This window comes from Rhizobacter sp. OV335 (genome assembly GCF_900142965.1).
Classification (GTDB): Bacteria; Pseudomonadota; Gammaproteobacteria; order Burkholderiales; family Burkholderiaceae_C; genus Rhizobacter.
Genome location: NZ_FRCQ01000006.1, coordinates 21,706 through 37,348, shown reverse-complemented (window position 1 = coordinate 37,348; position 15,643 = coordinate 21,706). Strand labels below are relative to the sequence as shown.

The 15,643-nt window shown below is 68.0% G+C and carries 14 protein-coding genes; 5 read left to right on the top strand and 9 right to left on the bottom strand.

Annotated features, from left to right (window positions below; translation table 11 throughout):
- Position 1 precedes the first annotated feature (1 nt).
- Together BUE42_RS08400 and BUE42_RS08395 are read left to right on the top strand one after the other, a co-directional pair.
- Positions 2-673 carry an HAD-IA family hydrolase gene (locus tag BUE42_RS08400; RefSeq protein ID WP_073464188.1) on the top strand — a complete coding sequence of 224 codons (672 nt, stop codon included), beginning with the start codon at positions 2-4 and terminating at the stop codon, positions 671-673.
- 127 nt (positions 674-800) lie between these two features.
- Positions 801-2,948, top strand: a complete 2,148-nt coding sequence (locus BUE42_RS08395) for an RICIN domain-containing protein (protein WP_073464186.1) — start codon at positions 801-803, stop codon at positions 2,946-2,948.
- On the opposite strand, the gene BUE42_RS33680 is transcribed toward BUE42_RS08395, so the two are convergent.
- From BUE42_RS33680 to cyoA, 8 genes are all read right to left on the bottom strand, one after another.
- A complete protein-coding gene (locus BUE42_RS33680; protein ID WP_073464184.1) occupies positions 2,949-5,609 on the bottom strand; it encodes a patatin-like phospholipase family protein in 2,661 nt (886 codons plus the stop codon).
- Between the two features lie 90 nt (positions 5,610-5,699).
- Positions 5,700-6,239, bottom strand: coding sequence for a response regulator transcription factor (locus BUE42_RS08385; RefSeq protein ID WP_073464181.1), 540 nt, complete (start codon positions 6,237-6,239; stop codon positions 5,700-5,702).
- Entirely contained in the window at positions 6,226-7,638 is a 1,413-nt protein-coding gene (locus BUE42_RS08380) for an ATP-binding protein (protein WP_073464179.1), read from the bottom strand. Before BUE42_RS08380 ends, BUE42_RS08385 begins: the two co-directional genes overlap by 14 nt.
- Positions 7,622-8,359 (bottom strand): SURF1 family protein, encoded by a 738-nt coding sequence (locus BUE42_RS08375; protein WP_073464177.1) that lies wholly within the window; start codon positions 8,357-8,359, stop codon positions 7,622-7,624. Before BUE42_RS08375 ends, BUE42_RS08380 begins: the two co-directional genes overlap by 17 nt.
- Entirely contained in the window at positions 8,356-8,781 is a 426-nt protein-coding gene (gene cyoD, locus BUE42_RS08370; RefSeq protein ID WP_073464175.1) for a cytochrome o ubiquinol oxidase subunit IV, read from the bottom strand. The genes BUE42_RS08375 and cyoD overlap by 4 nt, the downstream gene beginning before the upstream one ends.
- A complete protein-coding gene (cyoC, locus tag BUE42_RS08365; RefSeq protein WP_073464173.1) occupies positions 8,778-9,407 on the bottom strand; it encodes a cytochrome o ubiquinol oxidase subunit III in 630 nt (209 codons plus the stop codon). The genes cyoD and cyoC overlap by 4 nt, the downstream gene beginning before the upstream one ends.
- A complete protein-coding gene (cyoB, locus tag BUE42_RS08360; protein WP_073464171.1) occupies positions 9,400-11,403 on the bottom strand; it encodes a cytochrome o ubiquinol oxidase subunit I in 2,004 nt (667 codons plus the stop codon). Before cyoB ends, cyoC begins: the two co-directional genes overlap by 8 nt.
- Positions 11,404-11,413: 10 nt before the next feature.
- A complete protein-coding gene (gene cyoA, locus BUE42_RS08355) occupies positions 11,414-12,511 on the bottom strand; it encodes a ubiquinol oxidase subunit II (protein WP_235002194.1) in 1,098 nt (365 codons plus the stop codon).
- A 199-nt stretch (positions 12,512-12,710) separates the two neighbouring features.
- On the opposite strand from cyoA, the gene BUE42_RS08350 reads away from it, so the two are divergent.
- From BUE42_RS08350 to BUE42_RS08345, 3 genes are read left to right on the top strand one after another with little or no spacing between them, the layout of a single operon-like run.
- Complete coding sequence (locus tag BUE42_RS08350; protein ID WP_073464167.1) at positions 12,711-14,084, top strand: MFS transporter; 1,374 nt, start codon at positions 12,711-12,713, stop codon at positions 14,082-14,084.
- A complete protein-coding gene (locus BUE42_RS32960; RefSeq protein WP_159445384.1) occupies positions 14,081-14,257 on the top strand; it encodes a hypothetical protein in 177 nt (58 codons plus the stop codon). Before BUE42_RS08350 ends, BUE42_RS32960 begins: the two co-directional genes overlap by 4 nt.
- Before the next feature lie 6 nt (positions 14,258-14,263).
- Entirely contained in the window at positions 14,264-14,641 is a 378-nt protein-coding gene (locus BUE42_RS08345) for a type II toxin-antitoxin system death-on-curing family toxin (RefSeq protein WP_073464165.1), read from the top strand.
- Here BUE42_RS08345 and BUE42_RS08340 read toward each other — a convergent pair.
- Positions 14,615-15,598, bottom strand: coding sequence for a LysR family transcriptional regulator (locus BUE42_RS08340; RefSeq protein ID WP_073464163.1), 984 nt, complete (start codon positions 15,596-15,598; stop codon positions 14,615-14,617). The two genes, BUE42_RS08345 and BUE42_RS08340, sit on opposite strands and share 27 nt — an antisense overlap.
- Between the last annotated feature and the right edge of the window lie 45 nt (positions 15,599-15,643).

The following is a 15,643-nucleotide window of genomic DNA, read 5'->3' as shown; positions in this document are numbered from 1 at the left end:
CATGGCCCCCATTCCCCCGCCGTACGCCGACCGCCCCTTCGCCGCCTTCCTGTTCGACATGGACGGCACGATCCTCAGCTCGATCGCGGCCGCCGAGCGGGTCTGGTCGGCCTGGGCCAGGCGCCATGGCCTCGACCTGGCCGCCTTCCTGCCGACCATCCACGGCCGGCGCGCGGTGGAGACGATCCGCCAGCTCGCGCTGCCCGGCATCGACGCGCAGGCCGAGGCCGACGAGATCACGCGGCTGGAGATCGACGACGTGGCTGGCATCGAGGCGATCCCCGGTGCTGCGGCCTTCCTGGCCGCGTTGCCGGCCGATCGCTGGGCCATCGTCACGTCGGCGCCGCGCGCGCTCGCGCTGCGCCGCATCGCGGCGGCCGGCCTGCCGCTGCCGGCGGTGATCGTGACCGCCGACGACGTGGTGAACGGCAAGCCGGCACCCGACTGCTTCCGGCTCGCGGCGCAGCGCCTGGGCGTGGCGGCAGAGGCCTGCCTCGTCTTCGAGGACGCGCCGGCCGGCATCGCGGCGGCCGAGGCGGCGGGCGCGGCGATCGTCGTGATCACGGCCACGCACACGCATCCAATCGCAACACCGCACCCGCAGTTGCCGGGCTACGACGCGATCGCTGCCACGCCCGGGCCCGGCGGCACGCTGCAACTGGCACCGCGCTGACGCGGCGGTTGCAGGCGGTGACAACCCCGCCGCCAGATCGAGGGTTTACCCGGACATGATCCGGGCCTCGGTCCCGAAGAATCCTGGACTGGAACCGTTTCCACTTTTCTTCCACTCCAGCCCGACCATGAAACTCCTTTCGCACCTCTCGCGGTTCGCCCTGCTGCCCGTCGTCGCCGCCCTCGCGATGGCCGGCACCGCGGCCGCCCACAGCAGTTTCCTGAAGGTCGACGGCCGCCTGGTGCGCAACCAGAACGGCACCGGCGACCCGATCTACCTGCGCGGCGTGAACCTCGGCGGCTGGCAGGTGCACGAGACCTGGATGTCGCCGCTCGCCGGCGTGAGCGACGACTACACGATGCGCAAGACGCTGAGCCAGCGCTTCGGCGATGCCGGGCGCGACGCGCTGATCAACGCCTACCAGGACAGCTACCTGCAGGAGAAGGACTTCAAGATCCTCAGCGAGATGGGCATGAGCGCGGTGCGCCTGCCGATCTACTACCTGAACCACATGAACGAGGACGGCTCGTGGAAGCGCGATGCCGCCGGCAAGATCGACTTCCGCCGCATCGAGTGGGTGGTGGCGATGGCGAAGAAGTACCGGATGTACGTGATCCTCGACCTGCATGGCGCGCCGGGTTCGCAGAACGGGGCCGACCACAGCGGGCGCATCGGCGGCTCGGGCCAGCTGTGGAACAACACGACCTTCCAGAACCAGGCGCTGAGCTTCTGGCGCGAGCTGGCCACGCGCTTCCGCAACGAGCCGACGGTCGCCGGCTACGACCTGCTGAACGAGCCGTCGCTGAACTACCCGTCGCCGGCGACGCGCCCGGTGCTGGACATGTACAACCGCTTCTACAACGAGATCCGTGCGGTCGACCCGAACCACATCGTGATCATGGAAGGCATCTGGGACTGGACGGCGATCACCCGGCCGTCGGATTACGGCTGGACCAACGTGATCTACGAGTTCCACTACTACAACTGGGGCAACGAGTCGAACTACGCCGCGCAGGCGAGCTTCACCGACAGCAAGGTCAACCAGGAGAAGCAGTACCTGTCGTACAACGTGCCGCACTACGTCGGCGAGTTCATGTACTTCAACCTGCAGAGCAGCTGGGAGTACGGCCTGCGCCGCTACAACGAGTCGGGCTGGCACTGGACGAGCTGGACCTACAAGGGCACCAACGTCGGCAACTGGGCGCTGTACAACAGCACCAATGCCGGCGCCAACACGCCGAACGTCTCGACCGATTCGTACGCCACGATCGAATCGAAGTGGCGCAGCTGGGACGTCGAGAAGAACATGGCGGCCAACACCATGCTGACCGGCGTGTTCAAGGCTGCGCTGACCGGCAAGAACAGCCTGATCCGCAACCTGCCGTACGAAGGCAACTGGCGCGCCACCGACAAGCTCGAGGCCGAGATGTTCTATGCGCAGAGCGGCGTCAGCTTCGACGCGGCCGGCGTCGGCAGCTTCGATGCGGGTGACTGGCTGCGCTACATCGACGTCGACTTCGGCAGCGGCGTCGACCGGCTGAAGCTGCGGCTGGCGGTGGACGCGGCCTATGCCGGCAAGCAGATCGAGCTGCACCTCGACAGCCCGACCGGCGCGCATGTCGGCACGGTCACGGTGCCGAGCACCGGCGGCTGGACCACCTTCCAGGAGGTCACGACGCCGATCCAGCGCAGCAGCGGCGTGCACAACATCTACCTGGTGGCCAAGGGCGGGCTCGGCGTCGCGAACCTCGACTGGCTGCAGTTCGAGGATTCGACCGGCACCAACACGCCGACCAACCCGCCGACGAATCCCCCGACCAACCCGCCGACGAACCCCACGACCGGCCCGGTCTCCGGCCAGACGTACGCGATCGTCGCGAAGCACAGCGGCCGCGCGCTCGACGTGCGCGAACGCGCCACCACCGACGGCACCGCGCTGCAGCAATGGAGCTACGGCGGCGGCAGCAACCAGCAATGGGTCGTGCAGGGCAACGCCAACGGGCTGTGGCAGCTGCGCTCGGTGCTGAGCGGCAAGTGCGCCGACGTCACCGGCGTCAGCACCGCCAACGGCGCGGCCGTGCAGCAATGGACCTGCACCGGCGGCGCGAACCAGCTGTTCAAGCTGGAGGACCAGGGCGGCGGCTCCTACTACCTGCGCGCCTCGCACAGCAACAAGTGCCTGGACGTGACCAACGTGTCGACGCTGGACGGCGCGGCGATCCAGCAGTGGGATTGCGCCGGCGACAACGCGCGCTGGACGTTCCGGGCGCCCTGATCAGGCGTTGCCGGCGGCCGCCAGCTTCTTGCGGGCGGCCGCCCGGATCTCGTCGCGCAGCCGCGTGAGTGCATCGACCTGGCCCGCCTCGGTGGACGCCGCCGCGGCGAACAGGTCCTCGCACTGCGCCGCACCCAGCCGGCGGTAGCTCTCCCACTGGCCTTCGTCGAAGAACTGGTCGGCCGTCGTCTCCTGCGGGAAGGTGGGCGAGGTGGCGGCGTACTCCAGCACGTCGAGCGGGGTCGAGTGCGCAAGACGCGGCTTCAGCACCACCAGCGCCGTGCCGCTGTCGACGCCGTCGGGATCGAGCGGCCGGTACGCGTAGAACAGCATCGCGCGGCCGGTGTCCTTGTCCTCGTTGCCATCGCCACGGGTCAGCCGTTGATCGTCGATGACCGCGTTCAGCCAGCGCGGCGCGTCGGCCATCGGTCCGAAATCCTCACGCACCAGCCGCACGAATTCACAGCCCATGTCGATGCGGGCCAGCCGCATCAGGTTCGCCAGGTCTTCGAGCTGGTAGCTCGGGTCGGCGCCGTTGTCGCACGCGAGCACCATGCCGACGCGCCGGCGCAGCAGCTCGTAGACGCCGGTGTTCTCGAAGTGCCCGCCGTCCGTCAGGTACCAGTACGGCAGCTGCGTGCCGCTGAAGCGCGCGAACAGCTCGCTGGCCAGGTAGGCCTGCGTCGTGAAGACGCGCGAGATGCCGCGCGCCAGCAGGTCGAGCGGGCCGCGCTTGCGCGGCGCCCGCTCCTCGGGCCAGGCCTTCCACCAATGCCCGAGGCGGACGTTGCCGATCGTGAACAGCATCGACTTGCCGAGCGAGGTCGCCCGGCCCAGCCCGGTGCTGAAGGCCGCGCCGGAGATGCCGATCCAGTTGCCGATGGTCAGCGCCTCGAGCCGCACCGGCTTGCCGCGCTCGACCGCCGGCCTGTCCCAGTCGTACCAGAGCCCGTCGACGCCGAGTGCGCAGGGCGACACCACCAGCGGGCGGCCCTTGCGGTCGCGCTGCACCAGCGGGTCGGTGTCGGAGACGGTCTGGTTGATCGTCACGTTGATCAGGTGCAGCGGCGCGCCGCGCTCCCAGGCATCGGCGGCGTAGTACTCGCCGCGCGGCAGGTCGTCGCGTGGGTGGGCCTCGCTGATGCGCTGCCACGCGCTGCGGCTGCCGGCGTTCGAGCGTTCGGCATTGCTCGCGCCCAGGTAGCTGCGGATGATGCGCGAGGCATACATGCGCTGGATCGTCGTCAGGTTCAGGAACTGGAAGCTCTGGCCGGTCGCGAAGGCCAGCGCGAGCAGCAGCAGCACCGACGTGATCACCGCGAAGCCCGAGATGCCGGTCGGCATCAGCCAGGTGGAGACCAGCGCATCGGCCGCCAGCGTCCACCCGAGCACGAGCAGCGTGAACGCGAGCACGCCGGCAGCCGACGCGAGCCATTGCAGCCACGCGGGCGACGCCTCGTTGTCCTTCTTGCGCTGGGGCACGAGCGACATCAGGAAGCGCGCCGCCGGTGCGGCCGCCACGGCCGCGGCGACCAGCTTTGCCGTGTACTCGCGCAGGTGGGGCACCAGCAGCAGCAAGGCGGCGGCGGACACCGCCGCGAGCAGGAAGCTCAGCCCGTGCGCCAGCACCTGCGTCAGGTCGACGCGGATGCCTTGCAGCAAGCGGGCCTGCGAGGTCTCGCCGCGGCCGGCACGGTGCCGGGCGAGCGTGCCGACGACCAGCAGCATCGCGACCGACAGCAGCATCAGCGCAGCCAGGCCGGCCAGCAGGCGCGCGACGCCGAGGCGCCAGGCCTGCGGTGCGGGCGAGAGGTCGCCGGCATCGCCGAAGCTGCCGATCCACCAGCTCAGCCCGATGGCCACCGCGGTCGCGGCGATGAAGGACCAGAAGGTGCGCGTCGACCACCAGGGCAGCTTGCCGTCGTCGGATTTCGGCGTCTCCGCGGCGAAGTAGGCGAGCGCGCTCGGTGCCACCCAGAACGCGCCGAGCGCGCCCGACAGCAGCAGCAGCCCGAAGCCCGAGGCATGGCCCGGCAGGTCCGCCATCGTGAAAGCCGCCATCTGCACGACCCAGTCCAGCCCGATCGCCAGCAGCACCGCGAGCACCAGCGCCAGCCCGAGCACGTAGTGGATCGCGACCAGGTTGCGCAGCACCAGTGCCACGGCGTACAGGTAGTCGCCCGCGCCGGAGGGCGCGAGGTAGCGGCTGCCCTTGCGCAGCCACTGCAGTTGCCAGCCGAGCGGGCGGGCGGTGGGCGAATAGCCCGGCGGGCGGCGCGAGAAGTCCTCGGCGAGGATGCGCTCGGCGTCGTGGCCGGTGGCCGCGGCGTTCAGGCCGTTGCCCTTGTCGTTGCCATCGAGCGGCCGGCGGAACAGGCTGGCGAAGAACGCGCCGATGTAGCCGCCGCCGGAGACCGTCGACAGGTAGTCGAAGCGGTGCAGCAGCCCGGCACGCGCCAAGCCTTGCAGCACGCCGAGCGAGACCGTCGCGCTGCGGATGCCACCACCCGACAGCGCGAGCCCGAACACCTCGCGGCTGCGCGGCCGGGCGGCGGCGAGCTGGGGGTCGTTCGCGCGCCGGCGCGCCCGGATGAGCTCGAGTTCGTCACCGAGCACTTGCGTGGCCGGTATCGTGGTGGCAGCAGGGGTGGCAGTCGGCATGGCGGGCCTCGGTCCAGGCGCAAAAGTGCCCGGCGATTGTGCCGATGCCGCCCGCCGGGCGGCATCCCCTCGACTGGGGAGACCGGCCGCCTATTTCACTTGCTGTTTTCCGAGCTTGCGCGCCAGCGTGCGCCGGTGCATGCCCAGCCGCCGCGCCGTTTCGGAGATGTTGAACCCGGTCTCCGCCAGCGTCTCGTGGATGCGTTCCCACTCGAGCGTCTTGATCGAGCTCGAGCGGTTCGTCAGCTCGACCTCGGTGGTGCCGGCGGCGCGGCCGAACGCGGCCTCGATGTCGTCGGTGTTCGACGGCTTGGCCAGGTAGTGGCAGGCGCCGAGCTTGATCGCCTCGACCGCGGTGCCGATGCTCGCGAACCCGGTCAGCACGACGATCAGCATCTTCGGGTCGTGCGCATGCAGCGCCTGCACGCAGGCCAGGCCCGAGGCCTCGCCGTTCAGCTTCAGGTCGACGATCGCGAAGCCCGGCGATTCGGTCTGCAGCACGGTGCTCACATCGCCCAGGCTCGCGGCCAGCGTGACGCGGTAGTCGCGCCGCTCGAACGAGCGCCCGAGCGTGCGCGCGAACGAGGCGTCGTCCTCGACGATCAGCAGCCGGCGTTCAGCGTTGTCCATGGCTTTCGCTCACTTCCTCTGCAGCTTCGGGATCATCTTCGGCCTCTTCTTCAGGTGCGGTGGCGTCTTCCAGCACGATGGCCGACAGCGGCAGCGTGATCTTCACCATCGCGCCGCCCTCCGGCCGGTTCGCCGCTTCCACGGTGCCGCCGATCGTGCGCGCCACGTTGACCACCAGGAACAGCCCGAGGCCGCTGCCCGGCCGCCCCTTGGTCGAGCGGTAGGGCTGGCCCAGTGTCTCGAGCAGGCCCGGCGCGAAGCCCTTGCCGGCATCGGTCACCGTCAGGCTCAGCGCGTCGCCGGCGCGCTCCACGTCGAGCCGCAGCCATTGCGGCGACGCCTCGAGCGCGTTGTCGAGGACGTTGCAGATCATCTGCTGGATCGCCGAGTCGGACACCATCGGCAGGTCGTCGCCGAAGCGGTTCTCGTACGCGAAGGCCTTGACCGGCCGCGTGCGGCGCCAGTCGTGCACCAGCTCGTCGAGGAAGGTCGCGAGCGTGGTCGCCTCGGACGACTCGCCGCGCGCCTCGCCGGCCGTCAGCAGGATGCCGCTGACGATCGCCTTGCAGCGCTCCAGCTGGGTCTGCATCTCGACCACCTCTTCGAGCAGCTCGGGGTCGGAACTGAAGTGCGGCAGCCGGCGCCAGTCGCCGAGGATCACCGCCAGCGTCGCGAGCGGCGTGCCCAGTTCGTGCGCCGCGCCCGACGCGAGCAGGCCCATGCGGACGATGTGCTCCTCTTCGGCCGCGCGCTGGCGCAACGCGGCCAGCCGCGCATCGCGGGCGCGCAGGTTGCGCTGGATGCGGGTGATGAAGGTGACCAGCAGCGCCGCGTTCAGCGCGAAGCACAGCAGCAGCCCCAGCACGAACGGGCTCGACAGGCCGCGCACGTGGTCGAGCGGGATGTCCAGCGGCCGGTAGTACAGCCCGAGCCCGGCGAAGCACAGGCAGGTGACGACCACCAGCACCCAGGTGAAGCGCGGCTTCAGCAGAACCGCGCCGAGGATCACCTGCAGCAGGTACAGGAAGGCGAACGGGTTGGTCGCGCCGCCGCTCAGGTAGAGCTGCGAAGTGAGCATGCCGACATCGACCAGCAGCGCCACCAGCAGCTCCACATGCAGCACCGGGCGGCGGTTGCGCAGCCGCAGCACGCTGACGAGGTTGAACGCGACCAGGCAGTACAGCACCGCGAGCATGTGCTCCAGCGGCAGCCGGATGCCGAAGCCGAAATGCACGATCGCGACCGTGACGATCTGGCCGACCACCGCGATCCAGCGCAGCTGGATCAGCTGCTGCATGTTCTTCAGCCCGGCGTCGGTGACGCCCACGGTGCCGGCCCAGCTCGTGGGTGGACCGATCAGGGTGTGCTGCAGCGGGGTGGTGTCAGCCGTGAGGGGCATCGTGCGGGAGGGCGGAGGCGGAGGCCGGGAAGGGCGGATTCTCGCCCGACCAGCGGCCGCCCGGCCGCAGCATCCACGCCGCCCCTGCCACCATCGCGGCGAGGCCGAACCAGGTGAGGGCGTAGACGAGGTGGTTGTTGTGGAAGCTGACGACGGTCAGGCCGCTGATGGGCCAGGCGTCGGGGCTTGCATCGGCGTCGATGAAATAGGATGCTGCCGTCGTGAGGCCACGTGCCGCGGCGATGGCTTCCACATCGCGCGAGAACCAGCGGCCGGCCGCGGGATCGTTGCGGCGCAGGAAGCCGCCGCGCGGTTCGGTCAGGCGCAGCAAGCCGGTGACGGTGACGTCGCCGTCCGGGCGCGCGGCCAGGGCTTTCGACTCGGTCGTGACGAACCCGCGGTTGACCAGCACGCTGCGGCCGTCGGCCTGCTGCAGCGGCGTGACGAGCCACCAGCCGGGCCCTTGCTCGGTGACGGCCTGCACAAGGGTCTCTTGCGCATGCAGGAAGCGGCCATGCAGCACGACGTGGCGGTACTCGTCGGCCGCCGCGCTGACCGGCCCGGCAGGCGCCTCGACCGGCGCCGCGCGGACCCGCTGCTCGACCCGCTCGATCAGGTCCAGCTTCCAGGACAGCCGCTGCACCTGCCAGGTGCCGAGCGCGGCGAAGCCTGCGAACAGCAGGGCGGCCGCTGCGATCAGCGCTGCCCTGCGCGGCCTCACGGCCGGACCCGCATGTCGTGGACAGTGGGCATCATGTTGCTGTTCATGTGGAACATCACCCACAACGAACCGCTCAGCGTGATCACCACCAGCACCAGCGTGAAGATCAGCGCCAGCATGGTCCAGCCGCCTTCCGAGCGGGCGTTCATGTGCAGGAAGTACACCATGTGCACGACGATCTGCACCGCGGCGAAGCCGAGGATCACGAGCGCCGTGGTGCTGGAGTTGTTGAAGGCCTTGCCCATCACCAGCCAGAACGGGATCGCCGTCAGGATCACCGACAGGATGAAGCCGGTGGCGTAGCCCTGCAGCGTGCTGGGGGCGTGGCCGCCGTCGTGGTCGTGACCGTGGTCGTCGTGGTGGCCATGCGCGTGGCCGTGATCCCGCCCGTGGGCGAGGCTGTCGATTTCTTGTGCGCTCACGGCAGCACTCCCATCAGGTACACAAAGGTGAAGACGCCGATCCAGACGACGTCCAGGAAGTGCCAGAACATCGACAAACACATCACGCGGCGGCGGTTCGGCGCGGTCAGCCCGTGCTTGCCGAGCTGGAACATCAGCGTGACCAGCCAGACGATGCCGAAGGTGACGTGCAGCCCGTGCGTGCCGACCAGCGTGAAGAACGACGACAGGAACGCGCTGCGCTGCGGGCCCGCGCCTTCGTGGATCAGGTGCGCGAACTCGTACAGCTCCAGGCTCAGGAAGCCCAGCCCGAACAGGCCGGTGATGCCCAGCCACACCAGCGTCGCGCGCAGCCGCTTGCGCTGCATCTCGAGCACCGCGAAGCCGTAGGTGATCGACGACAGCAGCAGCAGCGAGGTGTTCACCGCCACGATCGGCAGGTCGAACAGGTCGGCGCCCGACGGGCCGGCCGCGTAGCTGCGGCCGAGCACGCCGTAGGTCGCGAACAGGCATGCGAAGACCAGGCAGTCGCTCATCAGGTAGAGCCAGAACCCGAGCAGGGTGCCGTTCTCCGGATGGTGTTCTTCGCGCAGGTAGTAGCGCGGCGCGTCGGCGCTTGCCGCGGGGTTCAATGTGAGATCAGACATGGGCGGCCAGCAGCTGGGTGCGTGCGTTCTCGGTGCGGACGACTTCGTCCGCGCCGATGTGGAAGTCACGCTTGTAGTTGAAGGTGTGGATGATGATCGCGGCCATCATCGCGACGAAGCCGAGGCCGGCGAGCAGCCACATCTGCCAGATCATCGCGAAGCCGACCACCGCCGCGAGGCCGGCGATGATGAAGCCGGCACCGGTGTTCTTCGGCATGTGGATCGGGATGAAGCCGTCGGTCGGGCGATCGAACTTGTTGGCCTTCATGTCGTACCAGGCGTCGTTGTCGTGCACCACCGGCGTGAACGCGAAGTTGTAGGCCGGCGGGGGCGACGCGGTCGACCATTCGAGCGTGCGGCCGTCCCACGGGTCGCCGGTCACGTCGCGCAGTTGCTCGCGCCGCATGAAGCTGACCACCAGCTGGATCAGGAAGCTGCCGATGCCCAGCGCGATCAGGAACGCACCGAACGCGGCGATCACGAACCAGATCTGCAGCGACGAATCTTCGAAGTGGCTCAGGCGCCGCGTGACGCCCATCAGGCCCAGCACGTACAGCGGCGTGAACGCGAAGAAGAAGCCGATCTGCCAGAACCAGAACGAGCACTTGCCCCAGAACGGATCGAGCTTGTAGCCGAAGGCCTTCGGGAACCAGTAGGTGATGCCGGCCATCAGCCCGAACAGCACGCCGCCGATGATCACGTTGTGGAAGTGCGCGATCAGGAACAGGCTGTTGTGCAGCACGAAGTCGGCCGGCGGCACCGCGAGCAGCACGCCGGTCATGCCGCCGATCACGAAGGTGATCATGAAGCCGACCGTCCACAGCATCGGCACCTCGAAGCGGATGCGCCCGCGGTACATCGTGAAGAGCCAGTTGAAGATCTTCGCGCCGGTCGGGATCGAGATGATCATCGTCGTGATGCCGAAGAACGAGTTCACGCTCGCCCCCGAGCCCATCGTGAAGAAGTGGTGCAGCCACACCAGGTACGACAGGATGGTGATCACGACCGTGGCGTACACCATCGACGCGTAGCCGAACAGGCGCTTGCCGCTGAAGGTGGAGACCACCTCCGAGAAGATGCCGAAGGCCGGCAGCACCAGGATGTAGACCTCGGGGTGGCCCCAGATCCAGATCAGGTTCACGTACATCATCGCGTTGCCGCCGAGGTCGTTCGTGAAGAAGTTGGTGCCGGCGTAGCGATCGAGCGAGAGCAGCACCAGCACGGCCGTCAGCACCGGGAAGGCGGCAACGATCAGGATGTTGGTGCACAGCGAGGTCCAGGTGAAGACGGGCATCTTCATCATCGACATGCCGGGCGCGCGCATCTTGACGATGGTGGCGATCAGGTTCACGCCCGAGAGCAGCGTGCCGACCCCCGCGATCTGCAAGGACCAGATGTAGTAGTCGACCCCCACGTCAGGGCTGAACGCGATGCCCGACAGCGGCGGGTAGGCCAGCCAGCCGGTGCGTGCGAATTCGCCGACGAACAGCGAGGCCATCACCAGGCCGGCGCCGAAGGTGGTCATCCAGAAGCTGAAGTTGTTCAGGAACGGGAAGGCCACGTCGCGTGCGCCGATCTGCAGCGGCACGACGAAGTTCATCAGCCCGGTGACCAGCGGCATCGCGACGAAGAAGATCATGATCACGCCGTGGGCCGTGAAGATCTGGTCGTAGTGGTGCGGCGGCAGGAAGCCGGCGTTGTCGCCGAACGACATGGCCTGCTGGGCCCGCATCATCACCGCGTCGGCGAAGCCGCGCAGCAGCATCACCAGGCCGAGGATCACGTACATGATCCCGATCTTCTTGTGGTCGATGCTGGTGAACCATTCGCGCCACAGGTAGCCCCACAGGCGATAGCGCGTGAGCAGCGCCAGCATGCCGACGCCGCCGAGGCAGACGGCGATGAAGGTGACGAGCAGGATGGGCTCATGGAGCGGGATCGCATTCCACGAGAGGCGGCCGAAGACGAGCTTCGTCAAATCGAGGTGATCGAGCATCGGGTGCGACTCAGTTCTGCGTGCTTGCGTTTTGCATGGTGTTTTGCGCGGTGCGCATCACCGGCTGCGTGCCGGTCGGGTCGGCGACGGTGCACAGCGCGGCGGCCACGTAGTAGGTGCGCGGCGTGGCGCCGTTGGCGTCGGAGGTGTGGCCGTCCTTCTCCTTGACGCCGTCGATGCCCTGGCGGCCGAGGCCGCCGCCGGCGTCGATCGCCATCATTTCGGACATGCACATCTTCGAGCTGTCGACGCAGCGGTTCAGGATGGCGTCGTACAGGCCCGGCGCGAAGCTCGCGTAGCGGCGCACCGGCTCGCGCTCGCTCGGCTTCTCGAGCTGCAGGTAGTCGGCGCGGGTCAGTTCCTTCGCGTCGGCCTTGGCGGCCTGCACCCACTTGTCGAAGCCGGCGTTGTCGACGCCGTGGAAGCGGAAGCGCATGTGCGAGAAGCCGGCGCCGCTGTAGTTGGCCGAGAAGCCTTCATAGTCGCCCGGCTTGTTGATCACCGCGTGCAGCTGGGTCTGCATGCCCGGCATCGCGTAGATCATGCCGGCCAGCTCGGGGATGTAGAAGGCGTTCATCACCGACGACGCGGTGATCTTGAACTGGATCGGCCGGTCGACCGGCGCGGCCAGTTCGTTGACGACCGCGATGCCTTGCTCCGGGTAGATGAAGAGCCACTTCCAGTCGAGCGCGACCACCTCGACGACCAGCGGCTTCACGTCGGCGGTGACCGGGCGGGCCGCGTCGATGCGGCTCAGCGGGCGGTACGGGTCGAGCGTGTGGGTGCTGATCCAGGTGATCGCCCCCAGCGCGATGATGATCAAGAGCGGGGCCGCCCAGATCACCAGCTCGAGCTGGGTGGAGTGGTCCCAGTCGGGTTCGTAGCGGGCGTCGCGGTTGGAGGCGCGGTAGCGCCACGCGAAGGTCAGTGTCAGCGCGATCACCGGGATGATGATCAGCAGCATCAGCCACGTGCTGACGACGATCAGCTTGCCCTGCTGGGCGGCAATGTCGCCCGACGGGTTCAGCAGCACGGTGTTGCAGCCGGCCAGCAGCCCGGTGAGGAGCAGGGCGGGTGCCAGCAGGAGCGGTCGGCTGATCAGGCTCATGGGCTTTTGGAGGGGTGGCATGCCAAGTCTGTGTAGGAGGGGCGCGCAAACTGCTTCCAACCGGCGCCCGATGGGCAGAGAATCTACGTTCAACGGCGCGGTTCGGGGATTGGACGTTTTGTCCTATCGCCTGCGGTGCCCGGGCGTGGGAACCTCCAGACTGCCCCCGACAATGTTCAAGACAGCGGACCGAAGCTTCATGACGACCTCCTCTCTGGACCCCAAACATCCGCATCCGACGACCGAAGACATCGGCCGCGACACCCGCCGCCTGCATGCCGCCCACGACGCGAAGGTCGCGCCTGGCGAGATCGCCATCGGCGTGATCATCGGGAGGTCATCGGAGTATTTTGACTTCTTCGTGTTCGGAATCGCGGCAGTGCTCGTGTTCCCGTCAGTGTTTTTCCCGTTCGAAAAAGGCCTCGAAGGCACGCTCTGGGCCTTCACGATCTTCTCGTTCGCATTCATCGCGCGCCCGATCGGCAGCATCATCTTCATGGCGATCCAGAAGCGCTACGGGCGCGAGGCCAAGCTGACGATCGCGCTGTTCCTGCTCGGCTCGTCCACCGCCGGCATGGCCTTCGTGCCGGGCTACCAGAGCATCGGCTTCACGTCGATCGTGCTGCTGTCGATCTTCCGCGTCGGCCAGGGCTTGGCGCTCGGGGGTGCCTGGGACGGCCTGCCGTCGCTGCTGGCGCTGAACGCCCCGAGCAACCGACGCGGCTGGTACGCGATGCTCGGCCAGCTGGGCGCGCCGATCGGCTTCGTGATCGCGAGCGGGCTGTTCGCCTTCCTGTACGCGAGCCTGAGTTCCGAAGACTTCCTGTCGTGGGGCTGGCGCTATCCGTTCTACGTGGCCTTCGCGATCAACGTGGTCGCGCTGTTCGCCCGGCTGCGCCTGGTGGCCACCAACGAATACGCGAAGCTGCTCGACGCGCACGAGCTCGAGCCCACCAGCGTCGGTGAACTGGCGCGCACGCAGGGCTCGACGATCGTGATCGGCGCGTTCGCCGCGCTTGCGAGCTATGCGCTGTTCCACATCGTCACGGTGTTCCCGCTGTCGTGGATCAAGCTGTATTCCACGCAATCGATCAGCGAGTTCCTCGCGGTGCAGATGGTGGGCGCCGGCATTGCCGCGTTGGGCATCATCGCGTCGGGCAGCATTGCCGACCGGTTCGGGCGCCGCACCACGCTCGGCACGCTGGCCGCGGCGATCGGGGTGTTCAGCGGCTTCGCGCCGACGCTGCTGGGCGGCGGGCCGATCGGGCAGGACGTGTTCATCCTGGTCGGCTTCGCGCTGCTCGGGCTGTCGTACGGGCAGGCCTCGGGCGCGGTGACGTCCAACTTCGAGACGCAGCACCGCTACACCGGCGCGGCGCTGACCTCCGACCTGGCCTGGCTGATCGGCGCGGCCTTCGCGCCGCTGGTGGCGCTGGGGCTGTCGGCCCACTTCGGCCTCGCGTACGTCAGCGTCTACCTGCTGTCGGGCTCGGCGGCCACGCTGATCGCGCTGAGCATCAACAAGGCAATGGAGATCAAGGACTCGGCCGCAGCCGAAGGAACTTCGCCATGAACACGCCATCCAGCACGAACAAGTACGGCATTGCAATCATCAAACGGGCTTCGAAGACTCGCCCCAAACCTGTTGATGTTCCAGATGATGCGAAGCGCCAACAGGTCATGGAGTCGGCAAAAAAGGTGATTGCCGAGCACAGGGATGTGATCAAGGCGCTTGCCAATCGCTAGTCGGCGATGCTTGACCCGCAGGATGTGGTCGATATTCACGACCTGATCGTGGAGACCGAGGGTGGATTGCGCGGGGATCATGGCTTGGGTGCCGTCGAAGGTGCGCTCTCGCGAGTCATCAATCGAATCACGTACATGGGCATGAACGATGCCTATGAGATCGCAGCGATGTACGCCGTCGCGATTGCACGAGGCCACGTCTTCAATGATGCGAACAAGCGCACGGCGTTGGTCAGTGCGCTTACGTATCTGGCGACTCAGGACATCACGCTGCCTCGCAGCCCGCAGCTCGAAGATGTGATGGTCGACGTGGCTCAAGGTCATGTTGAGCATGCTGAGCTGGCTGACATCTTCTTTTCACTCGCTCACCTGGGCGACTATTGAAACCGCAGGACTGCGCCGAGTTTCCATTCGTCCTGCGCGCACCTCATCCAGTCGCTGCTGGATGCACTCCGCCAGCAGCCCCGCGACCAGCTTCACCACCGGCCCGGGTGGCCGGCCGGCGTCCACGGCCAGGCTGATCGTCTGCGCCTCGACCCCCTTGTCGCGCACCGGGATGAAACGCAGCGTACCGTCCAGCAACTCGGGTGCGGCATCCAGCTCCGAGGTCAGCGCCACGTGGCTGCCCTGGCGCGCCAGCATCTTCACCAGCTGCAGCGAGTTCGTCTCGACGCGCAGCCGCGCGTCGTTGAACAGCCAGTGGTAGTGCGCCTCCAGGTAGCGCCGGATCAGCAGCGCCTTGCTCTGCAGCACGACCGGAAAGGCGCACACCTCCTGCAGGCTCACCGTCTCCTGCGCCGCGAGTGCATGCCCGGGCGCGACGATGCAACCCAGCGGCAGCTCGCTGCGCCACAGCGCCAGCAGCTCGCGGCGCGGTGACAGGTTGAACACCGCGGCCAGCTCGGCCTTGCCGGCCAGCAGTGCGGCCACCGCGTCGTCGCTGCTGCCGATCTCGATGCCCAGCGTGATGCGCGGATGATCGGCCGCCAGCCGTGCGACCAGCTGCGGCAGCACGCTGGTGCTGTGGCTGTCCATCGCCGCGATGCGCACGTGCCCCTGGTGGATGCCCTGCATCTGCCGGATCTCGGCCGCGACGCGCCGCTCGTCGCTGCGCCAGCGCCGCGCGAGCGTGACGATCGCATCGCCCGGCGGCGTCAGCCGCATGCCGCGCGGCAGCCGCTCGAACAGCGGCACGCCCAGCGCCTCCTCCAGCTGCAGCACCTGGCGGTTCACCGCCGACGCGGCCACGTGCAGCTCCTTCGCAGCGCCCTGGATCGAGCCCGAGCGGGCCACCTGGTCGACATAACGGAGCACGAGGGGAAGCAGGTTGCCACGCAGCATGGGAAGGCCTTTGAACTGTGCGTACTCAAAAAGAGCATGCAGTGT

Excerpts from the sequence above, each read along its gene's own strand:
- BUE42_RS08400 (WP_073464188.1), top strand. The coding sequence starts at position 2 with ATGGCCCCCATTCCCCCGCCGTACGCCGACCGCCCCTTCGCCGCCTTC.
- BUE42_RS08395 (WP_073464186.1), top strand. The coding sequence starts at position 801 with ATGAAACTCCTTTCGCACCTCTCGCGGTTCGCCCTGCTGCCCGTCGTC.
- BUE42_RS33680 (WP_073464184.1), bottom strand. The coding sequence starts at position 5,609 with ATGCCGACTGCCACCCCTGCTGCCACCACGATACCGGCCACGCAAGTG.
- BUE42_RS08385 (WP_073464181.1), bottom strand. The coding sequence starts at position 6,239 with ATGGACAACGCTGAACGCCGGCTGCTGATCGTCGAGGACGACGCCTCG.
- BUE42_RS08380 (WP_073464179.1), bottom strand. The coding sequence starts at position 7,638 with ATGCCCCTCACGGCTGACACCACCCCGCTGCAGCACACCCTGATCGGT.
- cyoC (WP_073464173.1), bottom strand. The coding sequence starts at position 9,407 with ATGTCTGATCTCACATTGAACCCCGCGGCAAGCGCCGACGCGCCGCGC.
- cyoB (WP_073464171.1), bottom strand. The coding sequence starts at position 11,403 with ATGCTCGATCACCTCGATTTGACGAAGCTCGTCTTCGGCCGCCTCTCG.
- cyoA (WP_235002194.1), bottom strand. The coding sequence starts at position 12,511 with ATGAGCCTGATCAGCCGACCGCTCCTGCTGGCACCCGCCCTGCTCCTC.
- BUE42_RS08350 (WP_073464167.1), top strand. The coding sequence starts at position 12,711 with ATGACGACCTCCTCTCTGGACCCCAAACATCCGCATCCGACGACCGAA.
- BUE42_RS32960 (WP_159445384.1), top strand. The coding sequence starts at position 14,081 with ATGAACACGCCATCCAGCACGAACAAGTACGGCATTGCAATCATCAAA.
- BUE42_RS08345 (WP_073464165.1), top strand. The coding sequence starts at position 14,264 with ATGCTTGACCCGCAGGATGTGGTCGATATTCACGACCTGATCGTGGAG.
- BUE42_RS08340 (WP_073464163.1), bottom strand. The coding sequence starts at position 15,598 with ATGCTGCGTGGCAACCTGCTTCCCCTCGTGCTCCGTTATGTCGACCAG.